Origin of the sequence: Methylobacterium sp. ME121 (assembly GCF_000974725.1) — a bacterium.
Taxonomy (GTDB): domain Bacteria; phylum Pseudomonadota; class Alphaproteobacteria; order Rhizobiales; family Beijerinckiaceae; genus Methylobacterium; species Methylobacterium radiotolerans.
On sequence record NZ_BBUX01000061.1, the window covers coordinates 12,357 to 37,306 of the forward strand.

At 72.5% G+C, this 24,950-nt stretch carries 25 protein-coding genes; 13 read left to right on the forward strand and 12 right to left on the reverse strand.

Annotated elements, in window-relative coordinates:
• The first annotated feature begins 98 nt into the window (after positions 1 to 98).
• Entirely contained in the window at positions 99 to 608 is a 510-nt protein-coding gene (locus ME121_RS25790; protein ID WP_059409862.1) for a DUF427 domain-containing protein, read from the forward strand.
• 52 nt (positions 609 to 660) lie between these two features.
• Complete coding sequence (locus tag ME121_RS25795; protein ID WP_053621906.1) at positions 661 to 1,884, forward strand: serine hydrolase domain-containing protein; 1,224 nt, start codon at positions 661 to 663, stop codon at positions 1,882 to 1,884.
• Between the two features lie 28 nt (positions 1,885 to 1,912).
• Here the strand turns inward: ME121_RS25795 and ME121_RS25800 are convergent, their stop codons facing one another.
• The 5 genes from ME121_RS25800 to ME121_RS25820 all read right to left on the reverse strand — a co-directional run bounded on the left by ME121_RS25800 (position 1,913) and on the right by ME121_RS25820 (position 5,464).
• A complete protein-coding gene (locus ME121_RS25800; protein WP_012322378.1) occupies positions 1,913 to 2,527 on the reverse strand; it encodes a DUF2147 domain-containing protein in 615 nt (204 codons plus the stop codon).
• Between the two features lie 243 nt (positions 2,528 to 2,770).
• Positions 2,771 to 3,301, reverse strand: a complete 531-nt coding sequence (locus tag ME121_RS25805) for a GNAT family N-acetyltransferase (RefSeq protein WP_024828062.1) — start codon at positions 3,299 to 3,301, stop codon at positions 2,771 to 2,773.
• Positions 3,302 to 3,443: 142 nt separating this feature from the next.
• On the reverse strand, positions 3,444 to 3,653 hold the full coding sequence (locus tag ME121_RS25810) for a hypothetical protein (protein WP_012322376.1): 210 nt from the start codon (positions 3,651 to 3,653) through the stop codon (positions 3,444 to 3,446).
• Between the two features lie 408 nt (positions 3,654 to 4,061).
• Positions 4,062 to 4,262, reverse strand: coding sequence for a hypothetical protein (locus tag ME121_RS25815; RefSeq protein WP_024828063.1), 201 nt, complete (start codon positions 4,260 to 4,262; stop codon positions 4,062 to 4,064).
• Positions 4,263 to 4,360: 98 nt separating this feature from the next.
• The gene (locus ME121_RS25820; RefSeq protein ID WP_012322374.1) at positions 4,361 to 5,464 is read right to left on the reverse strand and encodes a helix-turn-helix transcriptional regulator; all 1,104 of its coding nucleotides are present in this window, start codon (positions 5,462 to 5,464) and stop codon (positions 4,361 to 4,363) included.
• 467 nt (positions 5,465 to 5,931) lie between these two features.
• On the opposite strand from ME121_RS25820, the gene ME121_RS25825 reads away from it, so the two are divergent.
• Genes ME121_RS25825 through ME121_RS25845 form a run of 5 tightly spaced genes read left to right on the forward strand, consistent with a single transcriptional unit; the run spans position 5,932 to position 11,795 of the window.
• On the forward strand, positions 5,932 to 7,074 hold the full coding sequence (locus ME121_RS25825; RefSeq protein WP_244413160.1) for a polysaccharide biosynthesis/export family protein: 1,143 nt from the start codon (positions 5,932 to 5,934) through the stop codon (positions 7,072 to 7,074).
• Positions 7,071 to 8,603 (forward strand): GumC family protein, encoded by a 1,533-nt coding sequence (locus tag ME121_RS25830; protein WP_012322372.1) that lies wholly within the window; start codon positions 7,071 to 7,073, stop codon positions 8,601 to 8,603. The genes ME121_RS25825 and ME121_RS25830 overlap by 4 nt, the downstream gene beginning before the upstream one ends.
• The gene (locus ME121_RS25835) at positions 8,600 to 9,241 is read left to right on the forward strand and encodes a CpsD/CapB family tyrosine-protein kinase (RefSeq protein WP_059409863.1); all 642 of its coding nucleotides are present in this window, start codon (positions 8,600 to 8,602) and stop codon (positions 9,239 to 9,241) included. Before ME121_RS25830 ends, ME121_RS25835 begins: the two co-directional genes overlap by 4 nt.
• Positions 9,229 to 10,866, forward strand: a complete 1,638-nt coding sequence (locus ME121_RS25840; protein ID WP_043342793.1) for an O-antigen ligase family protein — start codon at positions 9,229 to 9,231, stop codon at positions 10,864 to 10,866. Before ME121_RS25835 ends, ME121_RS25840 begins: the two co-directional genes overlap by 13 nt.
• Positions 10,863 to 11,795: a glycosyltransferase family 2 protein gene (locus ME121_RS25845; RefSeq protein WP_058607436.1), complete on the forward strand. Its 933-nt coding sequence runs from the start codon at positions 10,863 to 10,865 to the stop codon at positions 11,793 to 11,795. The genes ME121_RS25840 and ME121_RS25845 overlap by 4 nt, the downstream gene beginning before the upstream one ends.
• 12 nt (positions 11,796 to 11,807) lie before the next feature.
• Here the strand turns inward: ME121_RS25845 and ME121_RS25850 are convergent, their stop codons facing one another.
• The gene (locus tag ME121_RS25850; RefSeq protein WP_012322368.1) at positions 11,808 to 12,545 is read right to left on the reverse strand and encodes a class I SAM-dependent methyltransferase; all 738 of its coding nucleotides are present in this window, start codon (positions 12,543 to 12,545) and stop codon (positions 11,808 to 11,810) included.
• 73 nt (positions 12,546 to 12,618) lie between these two features.
• On the opposite strand from ME121_RS25850, the gene ME121_RS25855 reads away from it, so the two are divergent.
• On the forward strand, positions 12,619 to 13,761 hold the full coding sequence (locus tag ME121_RS25855) for a DUF1972 domain-containing protein (RefSeq protein WP_012322367.1): 1,143 nt from the start codon (positions 12,619 to 12,621) through the stop codon (positions 13,759 to 13,761).
• A 28-nt stretch (positions 13,762 to 13,789) separates the two neighbouring features.
• Here ME121_RS25855 and ME121_RS25860 read toward each other — a convergent pair whose 3' ends face one another.
• Positions 13,790 to 14,380: a hypothetical protein gene (locus ME121_RS25860; RefSeq protein ID WP_059409864.1), complete on the reverse strand. Its 591-nt coding sequence runs from the start codon at positions 14,378 to 14,380 to the stop codon at positions 13,790 to 13,792.
• A gap of 8 nt (positions 14,381 to 14,388) precedes the next feature.
• On the reverse strand, positions 14,389 to 14,991 hold the full coding sequence (locus ME121_RS25865) for a serine acetyltransferase (RefSeq protein WP_012322365.1): 603 nt from the start codon (positions 14,989 to 14,991) through the stop codon (positions 14,389 to 14,391).
• A 128-nt stretch (positions 14,992 to 15,119) separates the two neighbouring features.
• On the opposite strand from ME121_RS25865, the gene ME121_RS25870 reads away from it, so the two are divergent.
• The 4 genes from ME121_RS25870 to ME121_RS25885 are packed head-to-tail and all read left to right on the forward strand — an operon-like array spanning position 15,120 to position 20,044.
• Positions 15,120 to 16,598 (forward strand): lipopolysaccharide biosynthesis protein, encoded by a 1,479-nt coding sequence (locus tag ME121_RS25870; protein ID WP_059409865.1) that lies wholly within the window; start codon positions 15,120 to 15,122, stop codon positions 16,596 to 16,598.
• Positions 16,595 to 17,536, forward strand: a complete 942-nt coding sequence (locus ME121_RS25875) for a glycosyltransferase family 2 protein (RefSeq protein ID WP_059409866.1) — start codon at positions 16,595 to 16,597, stop codon at positions 17,534 to 17,536. Before ME121_RS25870 ends, ME121_RS25875 begins: the two co-directional genes overlap by 4 nt.
• Positions 17,533 to 18,915 carry a right-handed parallel beta-helix repeat-containing protein gene (locus ME121_RS25880; RefSeq protein ID WP_059409867.1) on the forward strand — a complete coding sequence of 461 codons (1,383 nt, stop codon included), beginning with the start codon at positions 17,533 to 17,535 and terminating at the stop codon, positions 18,913 to 18,915. The genes ME121_RS25875 and ME121_RS25880 overlap by 4 nt, the downstream gene beginning before the upstream one ends.
• A 1-nt stretch (position 18,916) precedes the next feature.
• The gene (locus ME121_RS25885) at positions 18,917 to 20,044 is read left to right on the forward strand and encodes a glycosyltransferase family 4 protein (RefSeq protein ID WP_012322361.1); all 1,128 of its coding nucleotides are present in this window, start codon (positions 18,917 to 18,919) and stop codon (positions 20,042 to 20,044) included.
• Between the two features lie 38 nt (positions 20,045 to 20,082).
• On the opposite strand, the gene ME121_RS25890 is transcribed toward ME121_RS25885, so the two are convergent.
• Complete coding sequence (locus ME121_RS25890; protein ID WP_012322360.1) at positions 20,083 to 21,396, reverse strand: MFS transporter; 1,314 nt, start codon at positions 21,394 to 21,396, stop codon at positions 20,083 to 20,085.
• Between the two features lie 179 nt (positions 21,397 to 21,575).
• Here ME121_RS25890 and ME121_RS25895 point away from each other — a divergent pair, with 179 nt between their 5' ends.
• A complete protein-coding gene (locus ME121_RS25895) occupies positions 21,576 to 22,727 on the forward strand; it encodes a hypothetical protein (protein WP_024828072.1) in 1,152 nt (383 codons plus the stop codon).
• A gap of 39 nt (positions 22,728 to 22,766) precedes the next feature.
• On the opposite strand, the gene lptB is transcribed toward ME121_RS25895, so the two are convergent.
• From lptB to lptC, 3 genes are all read right to left on the reverse strand, one after another.
• A complete protein-coding gene (gene lptB, locus ME121_RS25900; protein ID WP_012322358.1) occupies positions 22,767 to 23,618 on the reverse strand; it encodes an LPS export ABC transporter ATP-binding protein in 852 nt (283 codons plus the stop codon).
• A gap of 8 nt (positions 23,619 to 23,626) precedes the next feature.
• The gene (locus ME121_RS25905; RefSeq protein WP_012322357.1) at positions 23,627 to 24,298 is read right to left on the reverse strand and encodes an LptA/OstA family protein; all 672 of its coding nucleotides are present in this window, start codon (positions 24,296 to 24,298) and stop codon (positions 23,627 to 23,629) included.
• On the reverse strand, positions 24,295 to 24,950 hold a 656-nt coding region (gene lptC, locus ME121_RS25910), incomplete at its 5' end, for an LPS export ABC transporter periplasmic protein LptC (protein WP_059409868.1). The genes ME121_RS25905 and lptC, both read right to left, overlap by 4 nt.

Here is a 24,950-nt window from a genome sequence, read left to right on the forward strand (position 1 = left end):
CTCGAGTGTCGGCGACGGGCTAGCACGGGCGCGCCGGACGACAAACGCCGGCCGCGGCGCCCTATCTGGATCCGCACTGACACAGCACGAGGTTTCCCATGCGCGGATCGCCCTTCCGGCCCGTCCCCGATCCCGTCAGGCCGGGCGAGGAGAGCGTCTGGGACTATCCGCGGCCGCCGCGGCTGGAATCCGTCCCGGACCGGCTGCAGGTCGTGCTCGGCGGCCGCGTCATCGCCGAGACCGGTTCCGGCTTCCGGGTGCTCGAGACCTCGCATCCGCCGACCTACTACCTGCCGCCCGCCGACATCGCGGACGGGACGCTGGTGAACCGGCGGCGCGGCGGGATCTGCGAGTGGAAGGGACAGGCCGTCCTGTTCGACGTGCGCGCCGGCGACCGCCTCGTGCCCGGGGCCGCCTGGGCCTACCCGGACCCGACGCCGGATTTCCGCGCGATCGCCGGCTACGTCGCGTTTTACGCCGGCCCGATGGACGCCTGCTTCGTCGGGGCGGCCCAGGTGACGCCGCAGCCCGGAAACTTCTACGGCGGCTGGATCACGCCCGGCATCGTCGGCCCGTTCAAGGGGGGGCCCGGGACAATGGGCTGGTGATTTCGTTGCCCTCCCCTTCTACGCTTCCGGACCGCCATCACGAGGAGACCGCATGAGCGCGCTGACCGAGACCGATCCGACGGGTGCCGGGTTCAGCCCGGACGGGCTCGCCCGGATCGTGCCGTGGATGGACCGCCTCGTCGGCGACGGTCGGCTGGCCGGCCTGTCGGTCACCGTGGCGCGGCGCGGCCGCATCGCCTTCGCGCGTGCCTGCGGGCAGGCCGACCTCGCCCGGGCGACGCCGTTCACCCTCGACACGGTGACCCGGATCTACTCGATGACCAAGCCGCTGACCTCGGTCGCGGTGATGCAGCTCTACGAGCAGGGCCTGTTCCAGCTCGACGATCCGATCTCGCGGGTCCTGCCCGAGTTCGCCGAGATGCGCGTCGCCGTGGGCGGCAACCGGGCGAAGCTCGAGACCGAGCCCGCGCGCCGGGCGATCACCGTGCGGGACCTGCTGACCCACACGGCCGGGCTGACCTACGGCTTCATGGAAGCGACCCTGGTCGACGCGCAGTACCGCGAGCAGGGTGTCGACTTCCTGGCGCGCGAGGGCACGCTCGCCGAGATGACCGCGCGGGTGGCGAAGCTGCCGCTCCTCGCCCAGCCGGGCAGCGCCTGGAACTACAGCGTCGCCACCGACGTGCTCGGCCAGTACGTGGCGGCGCTCACCGGCCGCCCCTTCGCCGACCACCTCCGCGAGGCGGTGATCGGGCCCCTCGGCATGGTCGATACCGATTTCCACGTGCGGCCCGAGCTGATGCCGCGCTTCTGCGCCACCTACGCGTACGATCGCGCGCGGCAGCTGCGCCTGTTCGACGATTCGGTGGAGACGGCCTTCGCGCGCCCGCCCGCGATCGCGTCGGGCGGCGGCGGCCTCGTCTCGACGGCGACGGATTACCAGCGCTTCTGCCGGATGATCCTCAACCGGGGCACCCTCGACGGCGCACGCCTCCTGGGCCGCAAGACGGTCGACCTGATGCTCGCGAATCATCTGCCGGGCGATCTCGCCGCGATGGGCACGCCGCGCTTCGCCGAGACCTCCTACACCGGCATCGGTTTCGGTCTGGGCTTCTCGGTGATGCTCGACCCCGCCCGGGCCCAGATCCTCGGCACGCCGGGCGAGGTCGCCTGGGGCGGCCTCGCCTCGACGGCGTTCTGGATCGACCCGGCCGAGGATCTGTCGGTGGTGCTCATGACGCAGCTCGTGCCGTCCTCGGCCCTGCCGATCCGGCGCGAACTGCGCGTCTTGACCTACGCGGCCCTCGCCGATTGAGGGCCGGCCGCGGGAGGGTTGGCGCCGCTCACTCCTCCTTGGGCGCCTCGGAGGCGGCGGGCTTCTGAGCCGGCTTCGCGCCGGCCTTGGCGGTCGGCTTCGGGGCGGCGGTAGCGTACTCGGGATCGCTGCGCGGGCCGTTCGCGCCGTTGGTCGGGCCGGGAAGCTGGCCCGGCGCGAGATCGGTCACCTTGGTCCAGGTCTGCGACTTGCACAGGAACGCGATCAGGCAGCCGCGCACCGTCAGCTCGCCGGGCGTCTCGGTCCAGATGGTGACGTCGTAGGACTTGCCGTCCTCGGAATTGTAGATCTTGCCCTCGTAATGGGCGTCGGCGTTCGGCTTCAGGCCCATGATGAGCTGGTGCCCGAGGGACGGCCGAGCCTGCTTCTTCGGATCGGGGTTCTTGAAGTCGATCCGCGGCTCGCCCTTGTCGTTCAGCGGAACCTTCAGCCACACCACGTAGCCGCACAGCCGGTCACCCGCGGTCCCGCACTTCTCGAGGCGCACGCGCGCGCGGCCGTCCTCGGTGAGATAGGTTCCGCTGGGATCGGTCGGCGTCTTGGCCTGGGCCGTGCCCGCCAGCGCCGAGAGCGCCAGGATCGCGAGCGGCGCAACCCGGCGACCGATCGATGTAAACCGCATACCCGAACTCCCATCCCTCGCGAGTCGTGATGGAGCCTTGACCGCCCGCCCTCGCGTAAACCGCTTCCGCGCGCGGAAAGATCTCTCCCTCCGCGTCATCGCGCCCGCACCGCACCGGGAACCGGACGGCGTGCGCGTCATGCCCGCCCTCTCCCGCGCGAAGTTGTCCGCATCATGACAACTCAGCCGGGGTTTTGGACCAGAATCGCTCCCGCGATACTGGGACTGGCAAGCGATTGACGGTCAGATCCGCGTCGGCGGGAGGCTGCGGCCGGGTCCGAGGGAACGCTGCATGAGCGTCACGTCGAGCCAGCGCCCGTGCTTGTGGCCGACACCCGCGAGGGTTCCGACGGGCGTGAAGCCGAGGCTGGCGTGCAGCGCGATCGAGGCGGGAGAGCCGCTGTCGGCGATGATGGCGACCAGGGTCCGGCAGTCGATCTGCTCGCTCGCCGCGATCAGGGCCGTGAGCAGGCGCCGGCCGACTCCGCCGCCTCGGGCCGTCCGGGCGACGTAGATCGAATCCTCGAGGGTCGAGCGGTAGGCGGCGCGCTGGTGATAGGGCCCGGCATAGGCGTAGCCGGCGACCGTGCCGTCCCGGTCGGCCACGAGATAGGGAAAGCCGCCCGCGCGCAGCACCTCGAAGCGGCGGGTCATCTCCGCCAGCGTCGGCGGCTCCGTCTCGAAGCTGGCCGTGCTGGTGGTGACGGCGTCAGCGTAGATCGTCGCGATGGCGGGGAGGTCGGCCTGCGTGGCCGGGCGTATCACGTCTGTCACGGCCGCAGGTTAAGCGAAGCCGCCTGGCTCCGGCAATGCGCCCCGCGCGGGCCCGGCGGGGCGCGGTCCTGCGGGCGGTCTCGCGGCCGCGGCGGGACCGGCGCCGCGGCGCAGATCCCGCGCGACTGGAGCGGTCGACGTCTTACTCGGCGGCGGACATCTCGGCCGTGAAGTGGCCGCACCAGTCCTTCGAGGCGACGACCGGCCAGAGGCCCTTCGACTCGGGGGCCGGCTGGCTGACCGGAGGATTGAAGCGGCAGAGGCCCTCGTCACCCTTCGCCTGGGCGCCGTTGAGCTTGTGATCGTCGAAGAAGCGGCAGCTTTCGCAGGCGGCGTTCGCGGAACCGGCCATCGGGTCTCTCCATCGGATGTTTCGGGTGGTGGGACCGCGTCGGCGGTGCGCCCTCCACAGTTCTTAATTAGAATAGCTCGAAAGTGAGGTCAACGGCAGGCTTGTGCGGGGCTTGCTCGGCCGGCGGCTCACGCGCGGAGCGGTGCGACGGATGGAAAGGGTGAGCGATCCGAGGCCGATGACGGGAGGTGATCCGGGTCGCTGCCTCCTGCGCCGGCGCTCCCGCCCTCAGGGCGACGACATCGGGCATCCCGCGATGGCGGCCCGGAGACGTGCGACCCGGCACGGCTCAGAATGCAGCGAAGCCGGATTCCCGTCGGGAATCCGGCTTCGGAGAAGCGGCGGTGATCCGGTCATCGCCGGAGCGGGTCGATCCGATCGCCGTCGACGCGGACGGCGTCGGATCGGTCAGCCCTGCTTGGCCTTCTTGTTGGCGTTGTGGTGACCGATCGCGCAGCCCGCGGCCGCGCCCATCTTGCCGTGTCCGGCCATGTGCCCGGCGACACCGCCGACCACGGCGCCCTTGAGGCAGCCCTTCGCCTGGGCGGGCGCGCCGGCCAGCAGGCCCGCGACGGCCAGGGCGGAAACGAGTGCCATCCGATTCGTCATCGAGACTTCTCCTGTCGTTGGTGCTGCAACGGGCGGGTGGCCCGAGCCGTTCCCGCGCCGACCCGACAGCTCCGCGCGCCTCTCGGAACCGTGACCCGTCAGCGCGCGAGCCCGGCCACGAGCCGCACGAGGTCCGACTGGCGGCTCGCTCCGGTCTTGGCGAAGATCGCCTTCAGCTGCGAGCGCGCGGTCGCCGCGGTGATCGCGAAGCGCGACGCGGCCTCCGCGAGGGAGGTTCCGCTCGACAGCGCCTGGGCGAGCCGCGCCTCGGCCGGCGTCAGCCGGTAGGCGGCCTGGAGGATCGCGGTCGCGGGCGCGGCCGGGGTCCCGGGAACGCTCCCGAGGAGCAGCGTGCTCGCGCCGGCGAACAGGCCGCGGCTCGGTCCGACCAGCGGCACGACGTGGATCACGATCGGCGGCCCGTCGCGTCGCGCTGCCACGACGGCGGAGATCGGCGGCCGACCGAAGGGCCGCGCGAGCGCTTCGAGCTGCCGCGCGGCGTCCGGATCCTCCGCGGTGAGGCGGCCGCCCGCGAGCTTCAGGTCACGCCCCAGGAGGGCGCCGAACGCGTCGTTCCAGCGGAGCGCCCGCCCCTCGGCGTCGAGGATCAGGGCGGCGCGGTCGATCAGCTCGAAGGCCTGCGTCAGCCCCGCGAGCCGGGCCCGCTCGACCATCGACGTCAGCAGGCCCGCGCGCTGCAGGAGGGGCGACAGGGTCGCGAGGCGCCGCTGCTCGTGCGGCTCGTACGGCCCCTGCTCCACGGTCCGCTGCAGCGAGAGGCACCACAGACGCCCCTTCACGGCGAAGCCGATGCCGGCGAACCAGCGCAGGCCGCGGGAGGCCAGCAGGTCCTGGTAGAAGGGCAGGCGCGCGATCTCTTCCGGCGTGGTGAAGTCCTGATCGACCGCGATCCCGCGCGTCCGCATGAGCGGGATACCGCGGAGGCGATGGTCGTCGCGGTGCCAGCCCTCGTCGAAGTAGCGGCGCGAGGCGTCGGCGAGCGAGGCGGTGCAGAGCGATTCGAGGCCGGTCCGGTCTGAGCGCAGCAGCAGGGCGCCCTCGCTGCCGGATGCTCGCACAACGCGCTCGGCCAGGTCCGGCCAGCGCGCGGGGTCGACCACCGCCTCCTCGAGGTCCTCCCGGAAACCGGACTCAAGGTCATCGTGCAGGCGGGCGAAGAGATCCGGCCTCACGCCCGACATGTCGCGCGCCTCCCCCGTGACGGATACTGCCGCGCGACAGCGGCCCGCCGAACTATCGACCTAGATCCGTACGGCTTCATACCGTCGAACTATAGATCACGTTTCTAAATCCGAGCAAGCACCCCACTATTTACAGCTTTCGGTCGGCAGCGGACGGGCGGACTTCGCCGGCACTCCGCACCGCCGCGTCGAAATCCGCGCATCATTCGCCGGCGGAGGGAGCGACGGCGCCCGTCAGCACGACAGGTCGGCCTGAGCTGGGACCCGGCTTGCCGATCCCGCGCGGCTCTCGGGTCAGCACTTTGCCACGGCTTGCCATTTACAACTTCTGATAGAGTTGCCGTGAGCCGGGTTCAAGCCTCGTTAACCAAGCTTGGCGATTGTATCGCGGTGCGCGGTTCGATCACGAGTTGTGATGGGGCGAGCGCAGTCGAGCAGGATGCGGCTGAAGGTCGATGGCGTTTTCCTTGTCTGCGTTCCTCGGCGCGTCGCACCGGCGTGCCGGCCGACCATCCGGCGCCGCGGGGACCGCGCTCGCGCTCCTCGCCTGCGCGCCGCTGCTCGCCGGCTGCATGTCGGGCCGCCCGCAGAGCGCGTCGCGCTCAGGCCTCGACGTGACGCAGACCGGCTCGGTCACCGAGGGCCTCCCCGCGGCACTGGTCGCGGCCGCCCAGGAGGAGGTCGGGCGGACCATGCGCCTCGGGCTGGCGAACTACCGGCTGAACGTCGGCGACAACCTCGAAGTCTCGTTCCTGATCGATTCCAGCGTCGTCCAGCCGACCTACCGCCTGAACCCGAACGACGAGTTCGACGTCGATTTCCGGACGCACCCGGAATACAACCGTACGGTGATCGTCCGACCGGACGGCCGGATCTCGCTGCCGGGCAAGAACGGCATCAAGGTCGCGGGGCTGTCGCCTGAGGCGGCGGCCGCGCTGATCAAGAGTACCTACGACGACGTGCTGATCGACCCGGTCGTCACGGTCATGCTGCGCCGGTTCCGCACCGTGACCGACGATTTCCGCGACCTCACCCAGCGGGCCGACATGGGCCGCGTGAAGGTTCTGGCGATCGAGCCGGACGGCAAGATCAACCTGCCGATGGTGCCCCCCGTCCAGGCGGCGGGCCGGACCGTGCACGAGGTCATGGGCAGCCTGAACGCCGCCTACAAGCACCAGCTGGCCTCGGTGACGACCAGCGTCCGGCTCGCGAGCCTCGTCCCGGCCAACACCATGGTATTCGGCGAGGTCCGCGCCCCGGGTCCCGTCACCCTGCAGGGACCGCGGACCCTGGCGCAGGTCCTGGGCTCGGCCGGCGGCGTCCTCCCGACGGCGGCCGGCGAGGCCGTACGGATCATCCGCTTCGACGCCGAGGCGGCCGGCAGCGTGCGCATCGTCGACATCAGCCAGCCGGGCCTCGCGGATTCGATCGTGGTGCCGCCCAACGCCACGGTCTACGTGCCGCCCTCGCTGCTGGCCAAGACCGCCCGCGCGGTGGACCTCGTGGTGCGCCAGATCCTGCTCTTTAACGGGACGGGCTTCGGCGTGAACTACATCACCGGCCCGGCCGCCAGCACCTCCACCACCGCCACCGTGAGGTCCGGCACGTGAGGCAGACCGACCTGACCGCCGCCGACGCGGTCGAGGGCCCGGCCTTCGACCTCCGCGACGCCCTCGCGGCCCTGTTCCGGCACATCCGGCCCGCGCTGCTGATCCTGGTCGCGGCGATCCTCGGCGCCGGGATCTACCTCCTGCTGACGCCGGCCGAGTACACGGCCGACGCCAAGCTGATCATCCGTCTCGGCCGCGAGAAGGCGGGCGCCCCGCTCCAGGGCGGCGCGAACCAGAACTACATGTTCTCCGAGCGCGCGCAGAACGTGAACAACGAGATCGAGATCCTGCGCGACCCCAGCATCGTGCGCGACGAGTTCGCGGCGCTGAAGGCGATCACCCCGACCGGCGACCTCGGGCCGCCGCCGGCGGACTGGATCGACTGGCTGATCTACCAGGGCCGTCAGGCCGTGCGCGGGGCCAAGGCGGTCAAAACCTGGATCGTCGACACGGTGCGGATCCCGTTCGAGGCGGTGGGCCTGCTGCGCCACCTCACGCCGGACGAGAAGCTCTACGAGGCCTATCTCGCGGCGTTCAAGGTCGTCTTCGTGAAGGAGACGGACGTGATCCTCACGGGCTTCACCTGGACGGACCCGCACTTCGCCGCCCAGGCGCTGAACCGGCTGCTCGACGCCTACAAGCGCCGCCACGTCGAGGTCTACGCCGACGAGACCCCGGCCTCGTTCTACCAGAGCAAGCTGGACCGCGCCCGGGCCGACCTCGCCGCCATCGACGCGCAGCTCGCGACCTACCTCAAGGGCAATAACACCGCGAGCTTCGAGATCGAGCAGCAGAACGATCTCGGCACCCTGGCCGACCTCGCCAAGCAGAAGTCGGCGGCGCAGATCGAGCGCGAGGTGGTCGAGACCCGGCTCAAGCGCACCCGCGAGGCCGGGCCCGACCGCTGGCAGCCGACGCCGCCCGACGCCGATCCGACGGTCACGGCCTTCGACCAGCGCTGGGCGGACCTGCGGACGAAGCGCGCCGAACTGGCGGTGCGGTTCCGGCCGACCGCCCCCGAATTCGTCAGCCTCGATCGGGACCTGGCCGCGCTGGCGCGGCAGAAGTACCAGGCACTCCTCGCCGCCGACACGGCGAAGCTCGCCGTCCTCGCCGAGAAGATCCAGAGCATCACGGGGATCGAGCAGACCCGCCGCCGCGCGGCCATCGGCCAGAGCGACGCGGCGCTGGCCTACGGCCGGCTGACCCAGCAGAAGGGCCTGCTCACCGACGAGATCACCGAGACCCAGAAGCGGATCGACGCGCTGAAAACTGGCACCGGGCTCGACGCGCAGGCCGTCACCTCCTCGGCCCTGGTGGCGCGCGCCGTTCCGCCGCGGCTGCCCTCCGGCCCGAACCGGCCGCTGATCCTCGGCCTCGCGGCCGGTCTCGGGCTGCTCGCCGCCCTGGCCTACGTCGCCCTCGCGGAGATCCTGGCCCAGACCTATCGCAGCGCGTCCGAGGTCGCCCGCTCGCTGCGGGTGCCCGTGCTGGCCGCGGTGCCGCTGCAGACAGGAGCCGCCGGATGATCGCCGCCGCAGCCGCCCCCCGCATCGATCCGGCGATCCTCGAACCGGCACTCGTCCAGCTCACCCGGCACGAGGCGCGCGTCCGCCGGGTCGGCGTCACCGCGGTCCAGCCCGGCGAGGGCGTGAGCACCCTCGCCCGCGAACTCGCCGGCGCCTACGCCCGGCGGGGCCGCAGCGCGGTGCTGATCGAGGCGAACTGGTCGCGCCCGTCGGTGGCGGAGGCCTACGGCCTGACCGGCCGGCCGGGCTTCGCCGACATCGTCGCCGGCGCGGTGGCGCCGAGCCGCGGCGTCCACGCGGTTGCCGAGAACCTGAGCGTCGTGCCGGCGGGCAGCGCGTCGGCCGTCCGCGAGGCGACCCTCGACGACGGCCGCGTCGAGGATTTCCTCGCGCTGATCGACGACCGCTTCGACCTCGCCATCGTGGATTGTGAGCCGATCACCGAGATCGGCGACGCCGCCGCGCTCTCGCCCTTCGTGGACGGCTTCATCGTGGTGATCGGCGCCGAGCGCACCCGCCGGGCGGTGGCACAGCGCGCCCTGGCCGACCTCAAGGCCGCCGGCGGTGCGCCGCTCGGCGTCGTCCTCAACCGCACCCGGCGACCGATCCCGAAATGGCTCTACCGATGGCTCGGGTGAGCGCGGCCCCCGTCCGCGCGCTGCGGGTCCTGCCGCTCGCCGGTATCGGCTTCGCGGCGGCGGCCGGCGCGATCGCCCTGAGCGCGGCGCCGCTGAAATTCGCCGTCGTCGGCCTCGCGGCGGCCTTCGGCGGGGTCGGCGCCCTGATCGTCGGGCGCCTCTATCGCCTCACACCGCTCCTGCTCGTGGCCCTCGCGGTCGGGCTGACGGTCAAGCTCGACGTCAGCTTCCTCCAGCATTTCGAGGCCGTCGGTCAGTACCTGCCGAGCATCGGCGGCGGGGCCGGCCTGACGGTGAGCGTCGCCCTGCTGGTGGCCGCGGCGCTGATCGTCGCGAAGCTCACGGGCCTCGGGGAGGCTTCTCCGGGCCTGCGCCTCGACCGGCCCCTCGTCCTGACGCAGTTCTGCTTCCTGGTCGCGGGGCTGCTCTCGCTCTCCAACGCCACCGACACGGCCTATCTCTGGTTCGACACGTGGCGCTTCGCCGGCCTGCTCCTGGTCTCGGTCGCGGTCTCGAACCTGTCCGAGTCCGACACCCGGACCCTCGCGCTGGCGATCTGCGCCCTCTGCCTCGTCCAGACCGCGGTGGCGGGCCTGCAATACGTCTCGGGCTCGGAACTGGGCCTCTCGGTGCTGGGCGAGGAACAGATCGTCGAGGAGAACATCAACTTCTCGGCCCAGCGCCGCGCCGGCGGACTGAAGGTTCACCCGAATATCCTCGGCTACTACTATGAGTTCGTCTGGCCGCTCGCCCTGGCGCTGGCGCTGTCGCGCGGGCCGCTCCTCCTGCGCCTCGCGGGCGCCGCGGGCGCCGCCTCGGCCCTGGTCGGCGTGGTCCTGACCCTGTCGCGCGCGTCCTGGCTGACCTTCCCGGTCTCGGCCGCCCTCCTGATCCTGCTGGTCTACCGCGACCGCCTGTTCTCCCGGACGAGCCTGATCGTCTTCGGCCTGCTGGCAATCGTCGGCGCCGTCGCGGCGCTCTACGCCGGCCCGCTGATCTGGGAGCGGCTCACCGCCGACGACGGCGGCTCGGCCGCCCAGCGCGGCCCGCTGAACGCGGCGGCCCTGGCGCTGTTCGAGCAGTTCCCGATCTTCGGCGTCGGCCTCAACAACTTCGGCAACCAGTTCGCGGTCCTCGACAGGACTGGCCTGTCCCGTCTCGCCGGATTGTTCGACCGGTCGAACCACGTGGTGCACAACCTGCACATCCTGATCCTCACCGAGGTCGGGATCGTCGGCTACGCCGCCTTCGTGCTGGTCTTCGGCACCGGCATCGTCCGGGGCTTCCGCGCCGCCCGCCGCGCGCCGGTGGGCGATCCGCTCGCGGCGATCGCGGCCGCCTGCGCGGTCGGCCTGATCGCGCACCTGCTGCACGGGCTGGTCGATCCGGGCTTCCGCCTGAATCTCGGCATCGCCGAGTTGCTCTACACCGGCCTCGGGCTGATCGCCGGGGTGCGGGCGGCGCAGCGGCGCAGGGCTGTCGAAGCGTCCCGGGCGGTCGCGTCCACCGGCATGATCGGCGCGGCGCGCGCTCGACCGGAGCGGAACCCGGCGCCGCGCGGCCCTTCGCGCCCGGCGTCGCCCGGGGGGCGTCCGCCCCTGGCAGCGTATGGAGACCGTTCGTGAGCGCCGTCAGCCTCAGCGTCCTGATCGTCACGTACAATGCCGGCCAGGACATCGAGACCTGCCTGGAACGGCTGGCGGAGAGCCGCATCGACCGCCCCTACGAGGTGATCCTCGTCGACAACGCGTCGACCGACGGGACACCGGAGCGTGTCGCGAGGGCCTTTCCCTGGGTCCAGGTGATCGCCGAGCGGACCAACCACGGCTTCGCGGGCGGCAATGCCGTCGCGCTGGAGCACGCGCGCGGCGCGGCGATCCTGCTCCTCAACCCCGACGCGTTCCTGCGCGACCCGGGCGCGCTCTCGGGCCTGCTGGACCATCTCGACGCGCATCCGGAGGTCGGGGCGGTCGGTCCGCGCCTGACCTTCCCGGACGGGACGCACCAGGTCGGTGACGCCGGCTACGAACCGCGCCCGCTCTCGATCCTGGTCCACGCCGCCGGCCTGTCGGGCCGCTTCGGGCTGCGCGGCCTCTACCTCGCCAGTCGCCAGGCCAAGGGCGCACGGCCCCTCGACGTGGACTGGATCTGCGGGGCCTGCCTGCTCCTGCGCCGCTCGGCGATCGCCGCGATCGGCGGCCTGCAGAGCCCGATGTTCCTCTACGGCGAGGACGTGGATTGGGGCTGCCGCCTGCGCGATGCCGGCTGGCGCGTCGCCTACCGCCCGGACATCGCCGTCACCCACCTCCAGGGCGGCTCCGGCAGCACACGCTCGGCCCGCTGGCTCGACGGGCTGGCCGCCATCTACAGCCTGCGCAATGCCGGCCGGCCCCTGTCGTCGCCCGCCTTCTTCTCGGGGCCGCTCCGGCTCGGCTTCACCCTGCGGGCGCTCGCCTACGGTCTCGCGGCCCGGCTGCGCGGGCAGCCGGACCTCGCCCGCAAAGCCGACGACATGCGCAGGTTCGCCGGCCACCTGCGCAGTCTTCGTCTCTGATCTTGTGAACCGTCACGGCCGCTTGCGGATGAACACCATGTGGTAGCCCTTGAACGGGCCCGGCGTGAGCCGGAACAGCAGCTCCCAGAACTTGCCCAGGACGATGTTCTCGCCATGATAGAAAGGCTGCCCGTCGAAACTGTAGGTGAAGTGCTCGAACCGGTCAGTTGGGAAAAGCCGCTTCCGCGCCGCCTCCGTGTTCATCGTGTAGAGCGGCACGAACGAGTCGATCTCGACCCGCCGCGGCTCGACGAGGCGCAGCACCCGGGCGTGCAGCCGCTTCGGCACGAGCCGCGCCCCGATCCCGACATAGCCCCAGCGGTTCGGCGTCCAGGCGCAGAGCCAGCCGCCAGGGGCGAGCACCCGGCCGAGCTCCGCCGCGGTGACCTCGGGATGCTCGATATGTTCGAGGACCGAGAAGGCCGAGATCAGGTCGAAGCTCGCGTCCGGGAATGGCAGCACCCCGTCGTGACCGATCAGCCGGACCTCGTCGGCCGACTTGTTGCCGAGGACCGCCTCGTCGACGTCGCAGGCGACAACCTGGGCGCAGCGTCCCCGGAAGTCGCCGAGGTGCCGCCGCAATGGGACCGGGTCATCGCTCCACTTGCCGCGCCCCGCGCCGAACTCCATCACCCGCATGTCCGGCCGGAGCAGCGCGTTGACGCGCACGATGTACTCCATCCGGTGGTCGTGCCGGGAATAGCCCCCGGCTCCCATCTCCCGGAACAGACGCTGTTCGACCGTGACCATGCTTCAGGCTCCTCTGAACGTGCCGCGCCCACGGCGCGTGTGAAAGCGGGGGGGATCGGGCGGGCGCCCGGCGGTGGCGATCCTCGGCACCCGCGGGGTGCCGGCGGCGCACGGGGGGTTCGAGACTTTGGCGGAGCGCCTCGCGCTGGAGCTCGTGGCGCGGGGCTGGCGGGTCGAGGTCTACTGTCAGGTGCGCGAGCCGGCGCCGCTGACGGTCTGGCGCGGGATCACACTCATCCCGGTCGCGGTCCGGGGCGACGGCGCCGTCTCGACGATCGTGTTCGACCTGAAATGCACCCTGCGGGCGGCTTTCAGGCCCGCCCTGCCCCTCGTGCTCGGCTACAACACCGCGGCGTTCTCGCTGCTCTACCGGCTGACGGCCAAGCGCAGCGTCATGAACATGGACGGCATCGAGTGGAAGCGTGACCGCTGGTCGAAGCCCGCCAAGGCCTGGTTCTGGCTGAACGAGCGCCTCGGCAGCCTGTTCTCGACCCACCTCGTGGCGGACCACCCGGAGATCGCCAAGCACCTCGCCCGCAGGACCTCCGCCGCACGGATCTCCACCATCGCGTACGGCGCCGACCCGGTGCTTGAGGCCTCGACCGACCCGCTTGCGAAGTTCGGGCTGCGCCCGCGCGATTACGGCCTGCTGATCGCCCGGGTGGTGCCCGAGAACCTCGTGCTCCAGATCGTGCGGGCCTGGAGCGAGGTCCGGCCGGGGCTGCCGCTGCTCGTGCTGGGCAAGCTCGCGGAGTCCGACCCGTATCACCGCGCCGTCCGCGCGGCGGGCGGCCCGGACGTGATCTTCGCCGGCGCGATCTACGAGGCCGAGCGCGTGGCCGCGCTCCGCTTCCACGCCCGCTTCCACATCCACGGCCACACGGTGGGCGGGACCAACCCCTCGCTGGTCGAGGCGCTGGGGGCGGGCTCGCCGATCCTCGCCCACGACAACCCGTTCAACCGCTGGGTGGCGGGACCGCAGGCGCTGTATTTCGGCGACGAGACGGAGCTGCGGCGGGGTATTCTCGGCCTCGTGCGGGCCGGGCCGCGCCGCCTGGAGGTCATGGGCGAGGCGTCCCGACGCCGCCACGCCGAGGCGTTCACGTGGCGCGGCATCTTCGACGCCTACGAGCGCGTCCTGCGCCGCCAGCTCGCCCCGGAGCGGGAGGGCCGGGGCGCGCAGCGGACGGTGCGCCGGGAGCACGGTCGCGCGTGACACGGGCGCGGGCCGGGCGCGGCCGGTCCTAGCGCCCATGGCCCACCTCCGAGCCGCGCCCGCCGCTGCGGAGCTGCCGCTGGACCACCATCGTGACGGTGCCGGCCGGGACGTCCCGGAGGCTGCAGACCCCGATCCCGACCGTCGCGCCCGCGCTGATGGTCACTGCTCCCTGCACCGCGGCGTGCGCGCCGACCACGGCGCCGTCGCCCAGGCGGGGGCCGTCGGCGGGGAACGGCTGGCTCGGCAGGATCCAGTCCCGCGGCCCGACCAGTGTGCCGGGCAGGAGCGTCAGGTCGGCGCCCCCGGTGCCGCAGAACGCGACCCGCGCCGGGTGCGGCACGAACAGGCCGGGCCCGAGGCGCGAGCCCGGATGCAGGCTGGCGCCCGTGAGCCGCAGGGACAGGTCCGCCACCAGGGCGGCGCAGCGGCGCCAGCCCCGGCCGTGCAGCAGGTGCGCGGTCCGGTGGAGGATCGCCACCTGCATGGCCGGCAGCGTGAGGTGCATCAGGCGCCGGAGCCGCGAGGTCGGCTTCCCGCCCGTGGTCTGGCGCAGGACGCGGGCGAAGTCGGCCGCCAGGAGGCGCCGCAGCCCCGACAGGGTGAGGTGATCCGTCATCGGACCGCTCACGCCGCGACTCCCCGGCCGGGAAGCGGCCGCCAGGGCTGCGGCATGACCTCCTCGTCGGCCTGGACGGGCTTGAGGATAGTGGTCCGCGGACCGATCCGGGCCCGGTCGCCGATCGACACGGCCCCGAGCACGATGGCGCCGGCCTCCAGGACCACGTCGTCGCCCAGCACAGGGAGGCCGGGACCGCCGCCGATGTCCTGATCCGGCTCCTTCAGCAGGCCGCCGATGGAGGCCTGGATCCCGAAGGCGGCGTCGCGGCCCACGGCGCCGGCGATCACGGTTCCGTAGGGCTGCGGCAGGAACAGGCCGCCGGCGATGCGGCTGGAGGGCGGGATGTCGGCGCCCGTCCACCAGCCGTTCACCAGCCACAGCAGCCACGCCGCCATCCGCCAGCCGCGCTCGTGGGCGTAGCGGGACAGGCGGTAGAGCCAGACCGCGTGGTAGCCCCGGCGCAGGCGGGCCGGCCCGCCGCCGCGGCGGCGCCAGTGATCGCGGTCGGCGGACAGGGCAGCCCGCACCTCGACCCACCGGAGACGCCCCGCCTCCGCGTCCGCTCCGCGCGAGAGACGCAGATCCGGTCCAGCGGCTGTCTCGGACATACGCAGTCCTCCGGTTTTTCCCAACGCGACAACTCTGCAACCATAAATTGAGCTTGCGGTTGCAAGCCATACGCAGCCTGCCACGATGCAATCGTAGGTCGCAGTTTTCAGTCAGGCTTCACCGAGAGATGCTCCGCTTGGTAAACCGATTGTCGGGACGGAGGCGCGCCAGCGGGCTGCGCTACGGCGCGAACCTGCTCGGGCAGGCGGCGGGGCGCGGCGTCTACCTCGCGGCCGGCTTCGCGGCCTTCGTGATGGTCGGCCATTTCGCCGGCCCGGCGGCGCTGGGCCGCTACGGCCTCGCCCTGGCGATCCTCGCGGTCGCGCTGATCGCGGCGGATTTCGGCACCACGCTGACCTTCGGTGCGCGGCTCGGCGCGGTCGGACCGGAGATGCGGGCGGCCGAGTTCGGCCGGATGCTGTCGGCGCGCCTCGTTCTCGGCCTCGGGACGGGTGCCGCGCTCCTCGGCGTCCTGCCGATGCTGCCGGATTCGATCCGGCCCGCCCTCGCGCTCGCCGCCCTGCTGATGCCGCTCGCGGCCGCCCGCTTCCTCGACGCCCTGTTCCAGGTCTGCGGGCGGCCGGGCTGGTCCGTCTGGCCGTCGCTCGCCAACGCCGCCCTGCTGATCGGCGGGACGGCACTCGCGCTCTGGCTTCAGCTTCCGGAGGCGGCGCTCACCCTCGTGGCGGTGGCCGCCGGCATCGCGTACGGCGCGGTCGGGCTGGCGCTGGCGCTGCGCCTCGTGCCCGCCCGCCCCGCCTCGCTGCCGCACGCGCTCGCGACAATCCGGGCCGCGGCGGGGGTGGGCGTCTCGAACGCCCTCGGCTCGCTCAACGGCCGGATCAGCCTGATGATGCTGGCCGCCTTCGCGGGCGCGGCCGAGCTCGGCCAGTTCACGGCCGGCTTCCGGTTCTTCGAGCTCGGCGCCGCGGTGGCGATCACCCTGTGCGCGCCGCTGGTGCCGGTCTTCGGGCGCGCCGTCGGGCCCCTGGTTCACGGACGGTCGCGCGCCGGCACGACCGCCCTGCGCGCCCGGGTCCGCGGCGCCCTGGTGCCGATCCTCGCCGCGTCCTGCGCCGGAGCGGTGGCGGCCTGCGCCCTCGCGGAGCCCCTGGTGCGCCTCGCCTTCGGTCCGGATTTCGGCGGCGCCGTCCCGGTGCTGCGCGTCGCCACCGGGATGAGCGTCCTGCTGATCGCCGCCACGGTCCTGTTCGCGGGCCTCGTCCCGCTGGGCCGGACCGGTTTCGCGGTCCGCGGCAGCGCGGCGGCCTGCGTCACCAACCTCATCGCCTGCACGCTGCTGATCCCCTGGGACCCGCTCCTCGGCGCGGGCCTCGCCGCGCTGCTCGCCGAGGCGGCGATGCTCGGCGTCCTGGCCCACGCCTTCTGGCGGGAGGCCGGACCGCCGCTCGCCCTGGCCGACGTGCCGACCCTCGCCGCGCCGGCACTCCTCACCGCCCTCGCCTGGGCAGCCGGCCCCGCCGCGCTGGTCCCCGTGACGGTGCCCGCCGTCGCGACCCTCGCGACCGCCGTCGCGGGGTGGCTGTGCCTGCGCCGCAACCCGTCCGATCCCCTCCTCCTCCCGCTTCCGGAAGCCTCGTCATGAGCGATGGACCCGTGCTCACGGTCATCATCCCGACCTACAACCGCGCCGACACGCTGCGTCTGTGCCTGCGGGCCTTCGACCGGCAGGAGACGGAGGCGCCCTTCGAGATCGTCGTCTGCGACGACGGCTCGACCGATCACACCGGGACGGTCGTCAGCCGCGCTGTCGCCACGGGCCGGATCCCCGTGGTGCACCTGCGCCAGGAGAATGCCGGGGCGAACGCCGCCCGCAACCGCGCCATCGCGGCGGCCCGCGGCGAGCGCCTCCTGATCGTCAACGACGACACCATCCCGGTGCCGAGCCTCGTCGAGGCGCACCGGCTCGCCCACACCCGGCGGGGCGGGCGGGAGACCGCGATCCTCGGCCGGATGACCATCGACCCGGCGCTGCCCTTCTCGCCGTTCTCGGCGCTCCACCACGACGCCTCCTACGACGCCCTGGCGGGCCGCGAGGAGGTCGGCTGGGACGCGTTCCTGACCTGCAACGTCAGCGTCGACCGGCACTTCCTGGGGGAAGCCGGGGGCTTCGATCCGAAGCTGTTCTGGCACGAGGACATCGAGCTGGGCGAGCGGCTGGCCCGGCGCGGCATGCGCCTGTTCTACGCCCCCGAGGCGCTGGGCTACCACCACCATCTCCTCGACGAGGCAGCCTATCTGCGGATCGCCGAGCGCGAGGGCGCGGCCCTGGTGCTGTGGTACCGCAAGCGCCCGGACCTCGTGGCCGATCTCGGCCGCCTCGGCCTCGTCGGGCCGCCGCCGCTCGGCGCGGCGGCGCGCCACCGGGTCGCCGACCTCGCGATGCCGCAGGCCCTCCTGCCCGGCTGGCAGATGGCGGCGCGCGCGCTGACGCGGATCAGCCCGGAGGCCGGCCGCACCGTGTGGCGGCGTCTGTTCCAGCGGCGCAAGCGCCTCGCCATCGCCCGGGCCCTCGCGGCATGAGGTGGCCCCGCACGGTCCTCGGCTGCGCCCTGTCGGCGCTGGTGCTGCCTGTCCTGGCCGCCTGCGGGCCGGCCGACGCGCAGGTGCAGCAGAACATCCTGGTCGATCCCGCCGGCGGCGCGAAGTCCGGCTACACCACCGTGGCACGGCTCGCCGACGTGCCCTTCGCCGCGCTCGGCCCCGGCTCGAGCGTGCTCGTCCGCGGCGGCAGCTACGGCGACGTCGTGTTCGTCGGGTCGCGCGGGACCGCGGCGGCGCCGGTGACGGTGGCGGCCGAACCCGGCACGCAGCCGCGCCTGTCCAACTCGGTGGTGTTCGAGAACGCCGCCTACGTCACGGTCACAGGCCTCACCGTGCAGGGCGCGGTGAATTCCGGCTTCATCATCCGCCGGGGATCGAGCCACGTCACGGTCGCGAGCTCGACCGTGTCACGCTCCGGCCTGGGGATCTGGATCGGTGACGGTGCCGGGGCGGGTCACCGCATCAGCGGCAACACCCTCGCCGACAACCAGACCCACGGCGTGGCCGTCGACGTGATCAACGCGCCCCGGGAGGACCCGAGCTACATCCTCGACAACACCGTGACCGGCAACGGCATCCACGGGATGGAGATCAACGGCTCCGGCTACGTGGTGGAGGGCAACCGCGTCTCGGGCAACGGCGTGGGGATGTCGGGCACCTCCGGCATCCACGTCTACGCGAAGGACGCCGCCCAGGACGCGGGCGACCGCAACACCATCCGGTACAACATCGTCACCGGCCAGAAGGAGACGACCGGCCAGGACGGCAACGGGATCCAGATCGACCAGTGGTGCGACGGCAACGTCGTCGCGTTCAACGTCGCGGCCGACAACGACGGTGCCGGGATCAACCTGTTCGACGCCGGCTCCAACACGGTGGTGAACAACACGACTTACGGCAACATGCGCGATTCCGGCGGCAAGCACGTCTACCGCGGCGAGATCGTGCTCGCCTCCGACTACACCAAGCAGGTCGACCGCACGTCGAACAACCGGGTCCTCAACAACATCGCCTACGCGACCCGGCCGAACGTGGCCGCGATCGTGGTCGAGGCGACCACCACCGACAACAACAACGCGATCGGGCCGAACTTCCTCGGCAGCGCCGTCGGCGCCCCGCTCTACCGCTGGGGCACGCAGGCCACCGGCGACGGGGCGAGCCTGCCGCTCAACGGCCAGGGTCCCGACCTCACCGGCACGCCCGCCTTCCGCGATCCCGCGAACCCCATGACCGGCGGGCTCGCCCTGACGGCGCCCCCGGCCCGCGCCGGCATCCCGCTCGGCGCCACCCGCGACATCGCCGGCCAGGCCTACGCCCCCGGCGAGGCCCCGACCTTCGGCGCCTACAGGAGCCCGTAACATGCTTCGCATCGGCATCGACGCGCACGTGCTCACCGGCAAGCCGCAGGGCAGCCGGACCTGGCTCGTGAACATCATCGGGCGGGCCGCCGCCCGCCACCCGGACGCCACCTACGTAGTCTATTCCGGCGACCCGGAGGCCTGCGCCCGCATCGTCTCGGGCGACAACATCGAGCACCAACGGCTACCGCGCGTGCCCGCGACCGTGCGGCTGACCCTGGTCTGGCCGTGGCTGTTCCTGCGCGACCGGCTGGACACGCTGCTGACTACCTACATCGCCCCGCCGCTGGTGCCGGGCGACCGGCAGGTGGTCGTGGTCCACGACATCCTGTTCGAGACGCATCCCGAATTCTTCCCCTGGTCGATGCGCTGGCGGAACAAGATCCTGACCCGGCTCTCGGCGCGGCGCGCCAAGCTGGTCCTGACCATCTCCGACTACAGCCGCGACTCCATCGCCAACGTCTACGGCATCGCGCGGGAGCGCATCGCCGAGGTGCGCTGCGGCTCCACGCCGCCGCAGGCGGTCACGGAGCGGACGCCGCTCGCCGACGGGCGCCCCTACCTGCTGATGGTCGGCCGGCTGGAGCCGCGGAAGAATCTCGGCCTCGTCCTCGACGCCTTCGCGCGGCTGCCGCAGGGCGCGGCCCGGCTGATCGTCGTCGGCAAGGGCGACGGCGAGCGGCCCGAGACCCTCGACCGCCTCGCCCGGACGCCGGACGCGGTGCACATCGCCGGCATCGACGACCGGGGCCTGTCCGACCTCTACGCCCGGGCCGCCGCCCTGGTCTTCCCGAGCCGCGGCGAGGGCTGGGGCATCCCTGTCCTCGACAGCCTCGCCCGCGGGACGCCGGTGATCGCCTCGAGCCTCACGGCCATCCCGGAGGCCGGCGGCAGCGCGGCGAGCTACTTCGACCCGGACGCCCCCGACCGGGTCGAGCGGCTCACCGAGCTGATGGCGGCGGCGATCGAGGGGCGGCTGCCCTTCGACGCCACCGCCGCGCGCGCCCACGCGGCGCGCCACGACTGGGACGGGCCGGCCGCCACCTTCGTCGACCTGATGCGCCGCAGCTTCACGGCCCGCACGCACCTCCGCGACCTGATCCTCGCCGCGCCGAACCTGCGGGGGTGACGCGAGGGGCTGACGCCAAGGAAGCGCGGTCGGCCCGCCTAGCGCGCGGCCCCGAGCGCGCCGACGATCGGGCTCTCCGGTCCCTCGTCGGCGATGGGATCCTGGATCAGCGTCCAGTAGCCCAGGGCCGCCACCAGGGCGATCGCGGCCCCGGTGATGAAGGCCATGGAGAAGTGGCCCGTGCCGCCGACGATGAAGCCCGTCACGGTCGGCGCCAGGGCGCCGCCGATGTAGCCGCCGAAATTCTGCATGGCGCCGAGCGACGCCGTGCAGCTCGCCGGCGCCGCCACGGAGGCCATCGCCCAGGCCGACGACGAGCTCATGTAGACCAGGAACAGCGAGGCCGAGATGCAGGCGATGGCGAGGGTGTCGCTCGGCGTCAGCGCCGCCACCACCGTGAAGGCGGCAGTCGCCACCAGGGAGCCGACCATCGGGATCTTGCGGCTGCGGATCGGGTCGACGCCGCGGCGGACGAGGACATCGACGACGCGGCCGCCCAGGATCCCGCCCAGCACGCCGAAGGCGAAGGGGATCGAGCCGACGAGGCCGGTCTTCTGCAGGGTGAAGTGTCGCTCGATCTCGAGGTAGCTCGGCAGCCACGCGGTGTAGAGCCACGTCATGTAGATGCAGCCGAAATAGCCGACGATCATCCCCCAGCTGGTGCGGAACCCGAAGAGCCGTCGCCACGCGCTCCAGGTGACCGCGCGGCTCGCGTTCGGGGCGTCGCCCTCTTCCAGGAAGGCGCGCTCCCCCGGCGTCAGGTCGGTCTCGCGCGGGTTGCGGAAGACCAGGTAGACGATCGCGGCGAGCACGAGGCCGGCCGCGCCCATGATGACGAACATCGCCCGCCAGCCGAAGCTCACCATGAGGAAGGTGAGCAGCGGCAGGGCCAGGAAGGTCCCGAGCGAGGAGGCGCAGTTCCAGATTCCCGTGGCGGTGCCGCGCTGGCGGATGTTGAACCAGTCCCGGGAGACCCGGGCGCAGGTCGGAAAATGCGGCGCCTCGCCGACACCGAGCACGATCCGCGCGCTCACGAACTGCCAGAACGACGTCACCGCGCCGCCGAGCATCTGGCCGAACGACCAGCAGGTCAGGCCGAGCGTCAGCGTCAGGCGCGGGCCGAGCCGGTCGGCGAGCGCCCCGGCCGGGAGCTGCGCGAAGGCGTAGGCCCAGAGGAAGGCCGAGAGCAGCAATCCCATGTCGGGGATCGAGAGGCCGAGATCCTCGCGGATCAGCGGGTTGGCCACCGCCAGGGTGGCCCGGTCGACGTAGTTGACGACGCCCGCCGTGACGAGCAGGGCGAGCGAGATCGTCTGGATGCGGCGCACGCGCGGCGTTGCGGCCAGGGCCATCGTGTCCTCCCGGTATGACGGGCCCCTTGGGGGTCTCCGTGGCCGGCCGGTCCTTCGCGACTCGCGGCGGCCCGGGACCATTCTGCACCGAATGCCGCCGGACGGAAGGCCCGCCGCCCCTCGCCTCCCGGCGCCGGGCGTCGTAGACGGGCCGCTCCGTCACCCTTCGAGTCCGCCCGTTGCGCCTGATCCAGATCACCCACCACGACCTCGACGGCTACGGCGCCTCCACGGTCGCCGCCGCCTGCGCCACGGTCGAGCGCGTCGTCCACGTGCCGCGCTACAGCGATGTCGGCCCCGTCTTCGAGGACGAGATCAAGCGCCTCGGCCGCGCGGCGGAGCGCGAGATCCTGCTGATGACCGACCTCGGCCTGGAGGAGCAGACCATCGCGGGCCTGAAGAAGTTCGCCGCGATGAACCGGCGACGCGCGGACGGGCAGAAGCACCGGCTCGTGGTCCTCGACCACCACGCCTCCTCCCTCGACCAGCTGCGGCGCCTTGGCCTGGACGCGGCGCCCGACGCCGAGCGGCCGGCGCTCCACCGGATCGACCTGGGCGACCCCGAGATCGCCGTGCTGATCGAGGACGACATCTGCGCCACGCGGATGACCTTCGAGCACCGGGCCCTGTTCGCCGCGCACGAGCCCGCGACCGACCTGTCGAGCCTGCTCACCGCGGTCGATGCCCTCGACCTGTGGCGCAAGGAGAGCCCCGCCTTCCGGGGCGGCCTCGCCCTGGACGAGCTGTTCTGGGAGGTCGTGTCGAGCTACGTGCCGGTCGGGCATCCCTGGCACGACCGCTTCGTGTCCGAGATCCTCCTCGCGGCCGCCGCCGCCCTGCGGGACGGGGCGAGCCCGGCCGATCTGGAGCGCCGCGCCTCGGCGATCCGCGCCGGCGTGGTCGACGCGCTGCTGCGCGACGCGCCGGACGACGACCCCACCCTGACGACGCGCATGCGACTCGCCCGGGCGCTCGCCCGCTCGGACTCCCTGTTCCGACCGCTGAAGGACGGCACGCTCCTGTCCTTCGCCCTCGACTCGGGCACATTCCAGCGGGTCTCCGACCTGATCATGGATGCGGGCCGGGCCAAGCGCGTGGTCAACGTCCAGCGGATGGGCACGCTGTCGTTCCGGTCCAACGACGGCACGGCCCTCGACGGCGCCCGCCTGTTCCGCGGCGGCGGCCACCGCGACGCGGCGGGCGGCCGGCTCCAGAGCGGGTCGGCCTTCTCGATGGCGGACGCGATCGCCCAGGTGGAGCCGGTGCTGAACCCGGAGAAGCCGGCCGGCTCGGACAGCCCGTTCGCGGCGCTGAAGAACTGGAAGGGCTGAGCGACCGCCCGCCCTGCCCGTGCGGGTGCGGCGGCCGGCTTAGAGCCGGAAATCCTCGCCGAGATAGAGCCGGCGCGCGTCCGGGTTCGCCACGATCTCCTCGGGCGTGCCCTCCGTGAGGATTCGGCCGGAATGGGCGATGTAGGCGCGGTCGATCAGGCCCAGCGTCTCGCGGACGTTGTGGTCGGTGATCAGCACGCCGATGCCGCGCTGCTTCAGATGCTTCACCAGATCCTGGATGTCGCCGACCGCGATCGGGTCGATGCCCGCGAAGGGCTCGTCCAGCAGCATGAAGGTCGGCGAGGAGGCGAGCGCCCGGGCGATCTCGCAGCGGCGCCGCTCGCCGCCCGAGAGCGCGATCGAGGGCGACTTGCGCAGGCGCGCGATGTCGAATTCCTCGAGCAGGGAATCGAGCTTGCGCGCGCGCGTCTTGCGATCGGGCTCGACCACCTCCAGCACCGCGCGGATGTTGTCCTCCACGGTGAGCCCGCGGAAGATCGAGGCCTCCTGCGGCAGGTAGCCGATCCCGAGCCGCGCCCGCTGGTACATGGGCAGGTGCGTGATCGGCAGGCCGTCCAGGGTGATGTGGCCGCGGTCGGCGGCCACAAGGCCGGTGATCATGTAGAAGATCGTGGTCTTGCCGGCGCCGTTCGGCCCGAGCAGTCCGACGGCCTCGCCGGTGCGCACGGTGAGGCCGGCCTCGTGGACGACCGTGCGGGCGCCGTAGCTCTTGCGCAGGCCGCGCACGCTGAGGATGCCGAGGCCACCCTCATCGGCCGCGGACCAGCCGTCGGACTCGGCGGCCTCGTTCGGCCGCGCGCGCCGGCCGAACAGGCGGCCGAGCCAGCCCGTCCGGCCCGCCGGCTCCTGCGGGCCCGCCTGGAACGCCACGGCGCCGCTCAATCGACCTGCGCCTTCGGCCTGGGCGGCGGCTGGGTGCAGCCCTTCGCCTTGCCGTCCTTGGCGTCGGACTTCTCTCCGGGCACGAACAGGGCCGAGACGCGCCCCCCCGCCACCGGGTCCATGTTCGCGCGCCCGGTGTTCATGTCGTAGACGAGCCGCTGCCCGCGGGTGACGTTCTGGCACTGGCTCAGGACGACGTTGCCGGTCAGCACGATCCGCTTGGCGTCCTGGTCGAACACCGCGTGGTCACCGGTGGCGACCTGATCCTTCTGCACCACCGTCACCGGCCCGGCGCAGTCGACCTTCTGAATCCCGTTCTCGGCGGGGTTCCGCGGCGCCGCGTCGGCGCCCTCGTCCCGCGCTTCAGTCTTGGCGTCGCCCCTGGCGCCCTTGCCGGGGGCGTCCCTGCCGCGCTTGTAGGTCACCGTCATGGTCGAGCAGCGGATGGTGCTGTCGCCCTGCACGGCCACGACGTTGCCGGCGAAGACCGCCTTGTTCTCCCGGTCGAACACGTCGAGCCGGTCGGCGTCGATCTTGATCGGATCCTTGCCGCCGCCGCCGATATTGCCGAAGGGCGAATCTTTCCGCGCCGGCTTCTCGGCCAGCGCCGGGCCGGCGAGGAGCAGCCCGGCCGCCAGGGCGGCCCAGAGGGTGCGGGCGGCTCTCATCGGGCACCGTCCGCGGCTTCGGCGTCCGAGGTCAGAATGCGGGCCTGCGGCTTCTCCGCCTGCTCCTCGTTCGCGATGACCACGTGGACGTTGCCGATGAAGGAGATCCGCTTGCCGTTCTCGACGACGTCGAGGGTGTCGGCCTTCACGTTGGCCCGCGGGCTCGAGACCGTGACGGGCTCCTGCGAGCTGATGGACCCGGTCTTGAACGCGACGGCGGCGGAGCGCAGGCGCGCCTCCTCGCCCTTGTCGGTCCAGATGCGGATGTCGTCCTTCAGGTCGAGCGCCTCGCGGGCGGTGTCGAACAGGCCCGACGTCGCCGAGAGGCGGGCGATGCCGCCCTGATCGTCGGTGGCGATGTGGCCGCGCATCTGCTGCAGCCCGATCTGGCTCGGCTTGCGCACGTCCTGGAGCGCGGCGTCGGCCGTCACCTCGTAGCCGCGGGTGCCCTGGCGGAAGCCCGAGAGCCGCGGATTCTCCATGCGGACCTTCGAACCGGCCAGCGTCACCGGACCGACCGAGACGCCCGGCAACGGTGCCGCGAAGGGGTTGAACAGGTAGGCCAACAGCAGCGCCACCGCGCCGCCGGCGACCACCGGGATCAGCCGGCGCATGGCGCGCACGCGTCCGCTGTGGCGATACGCCCGGGCGT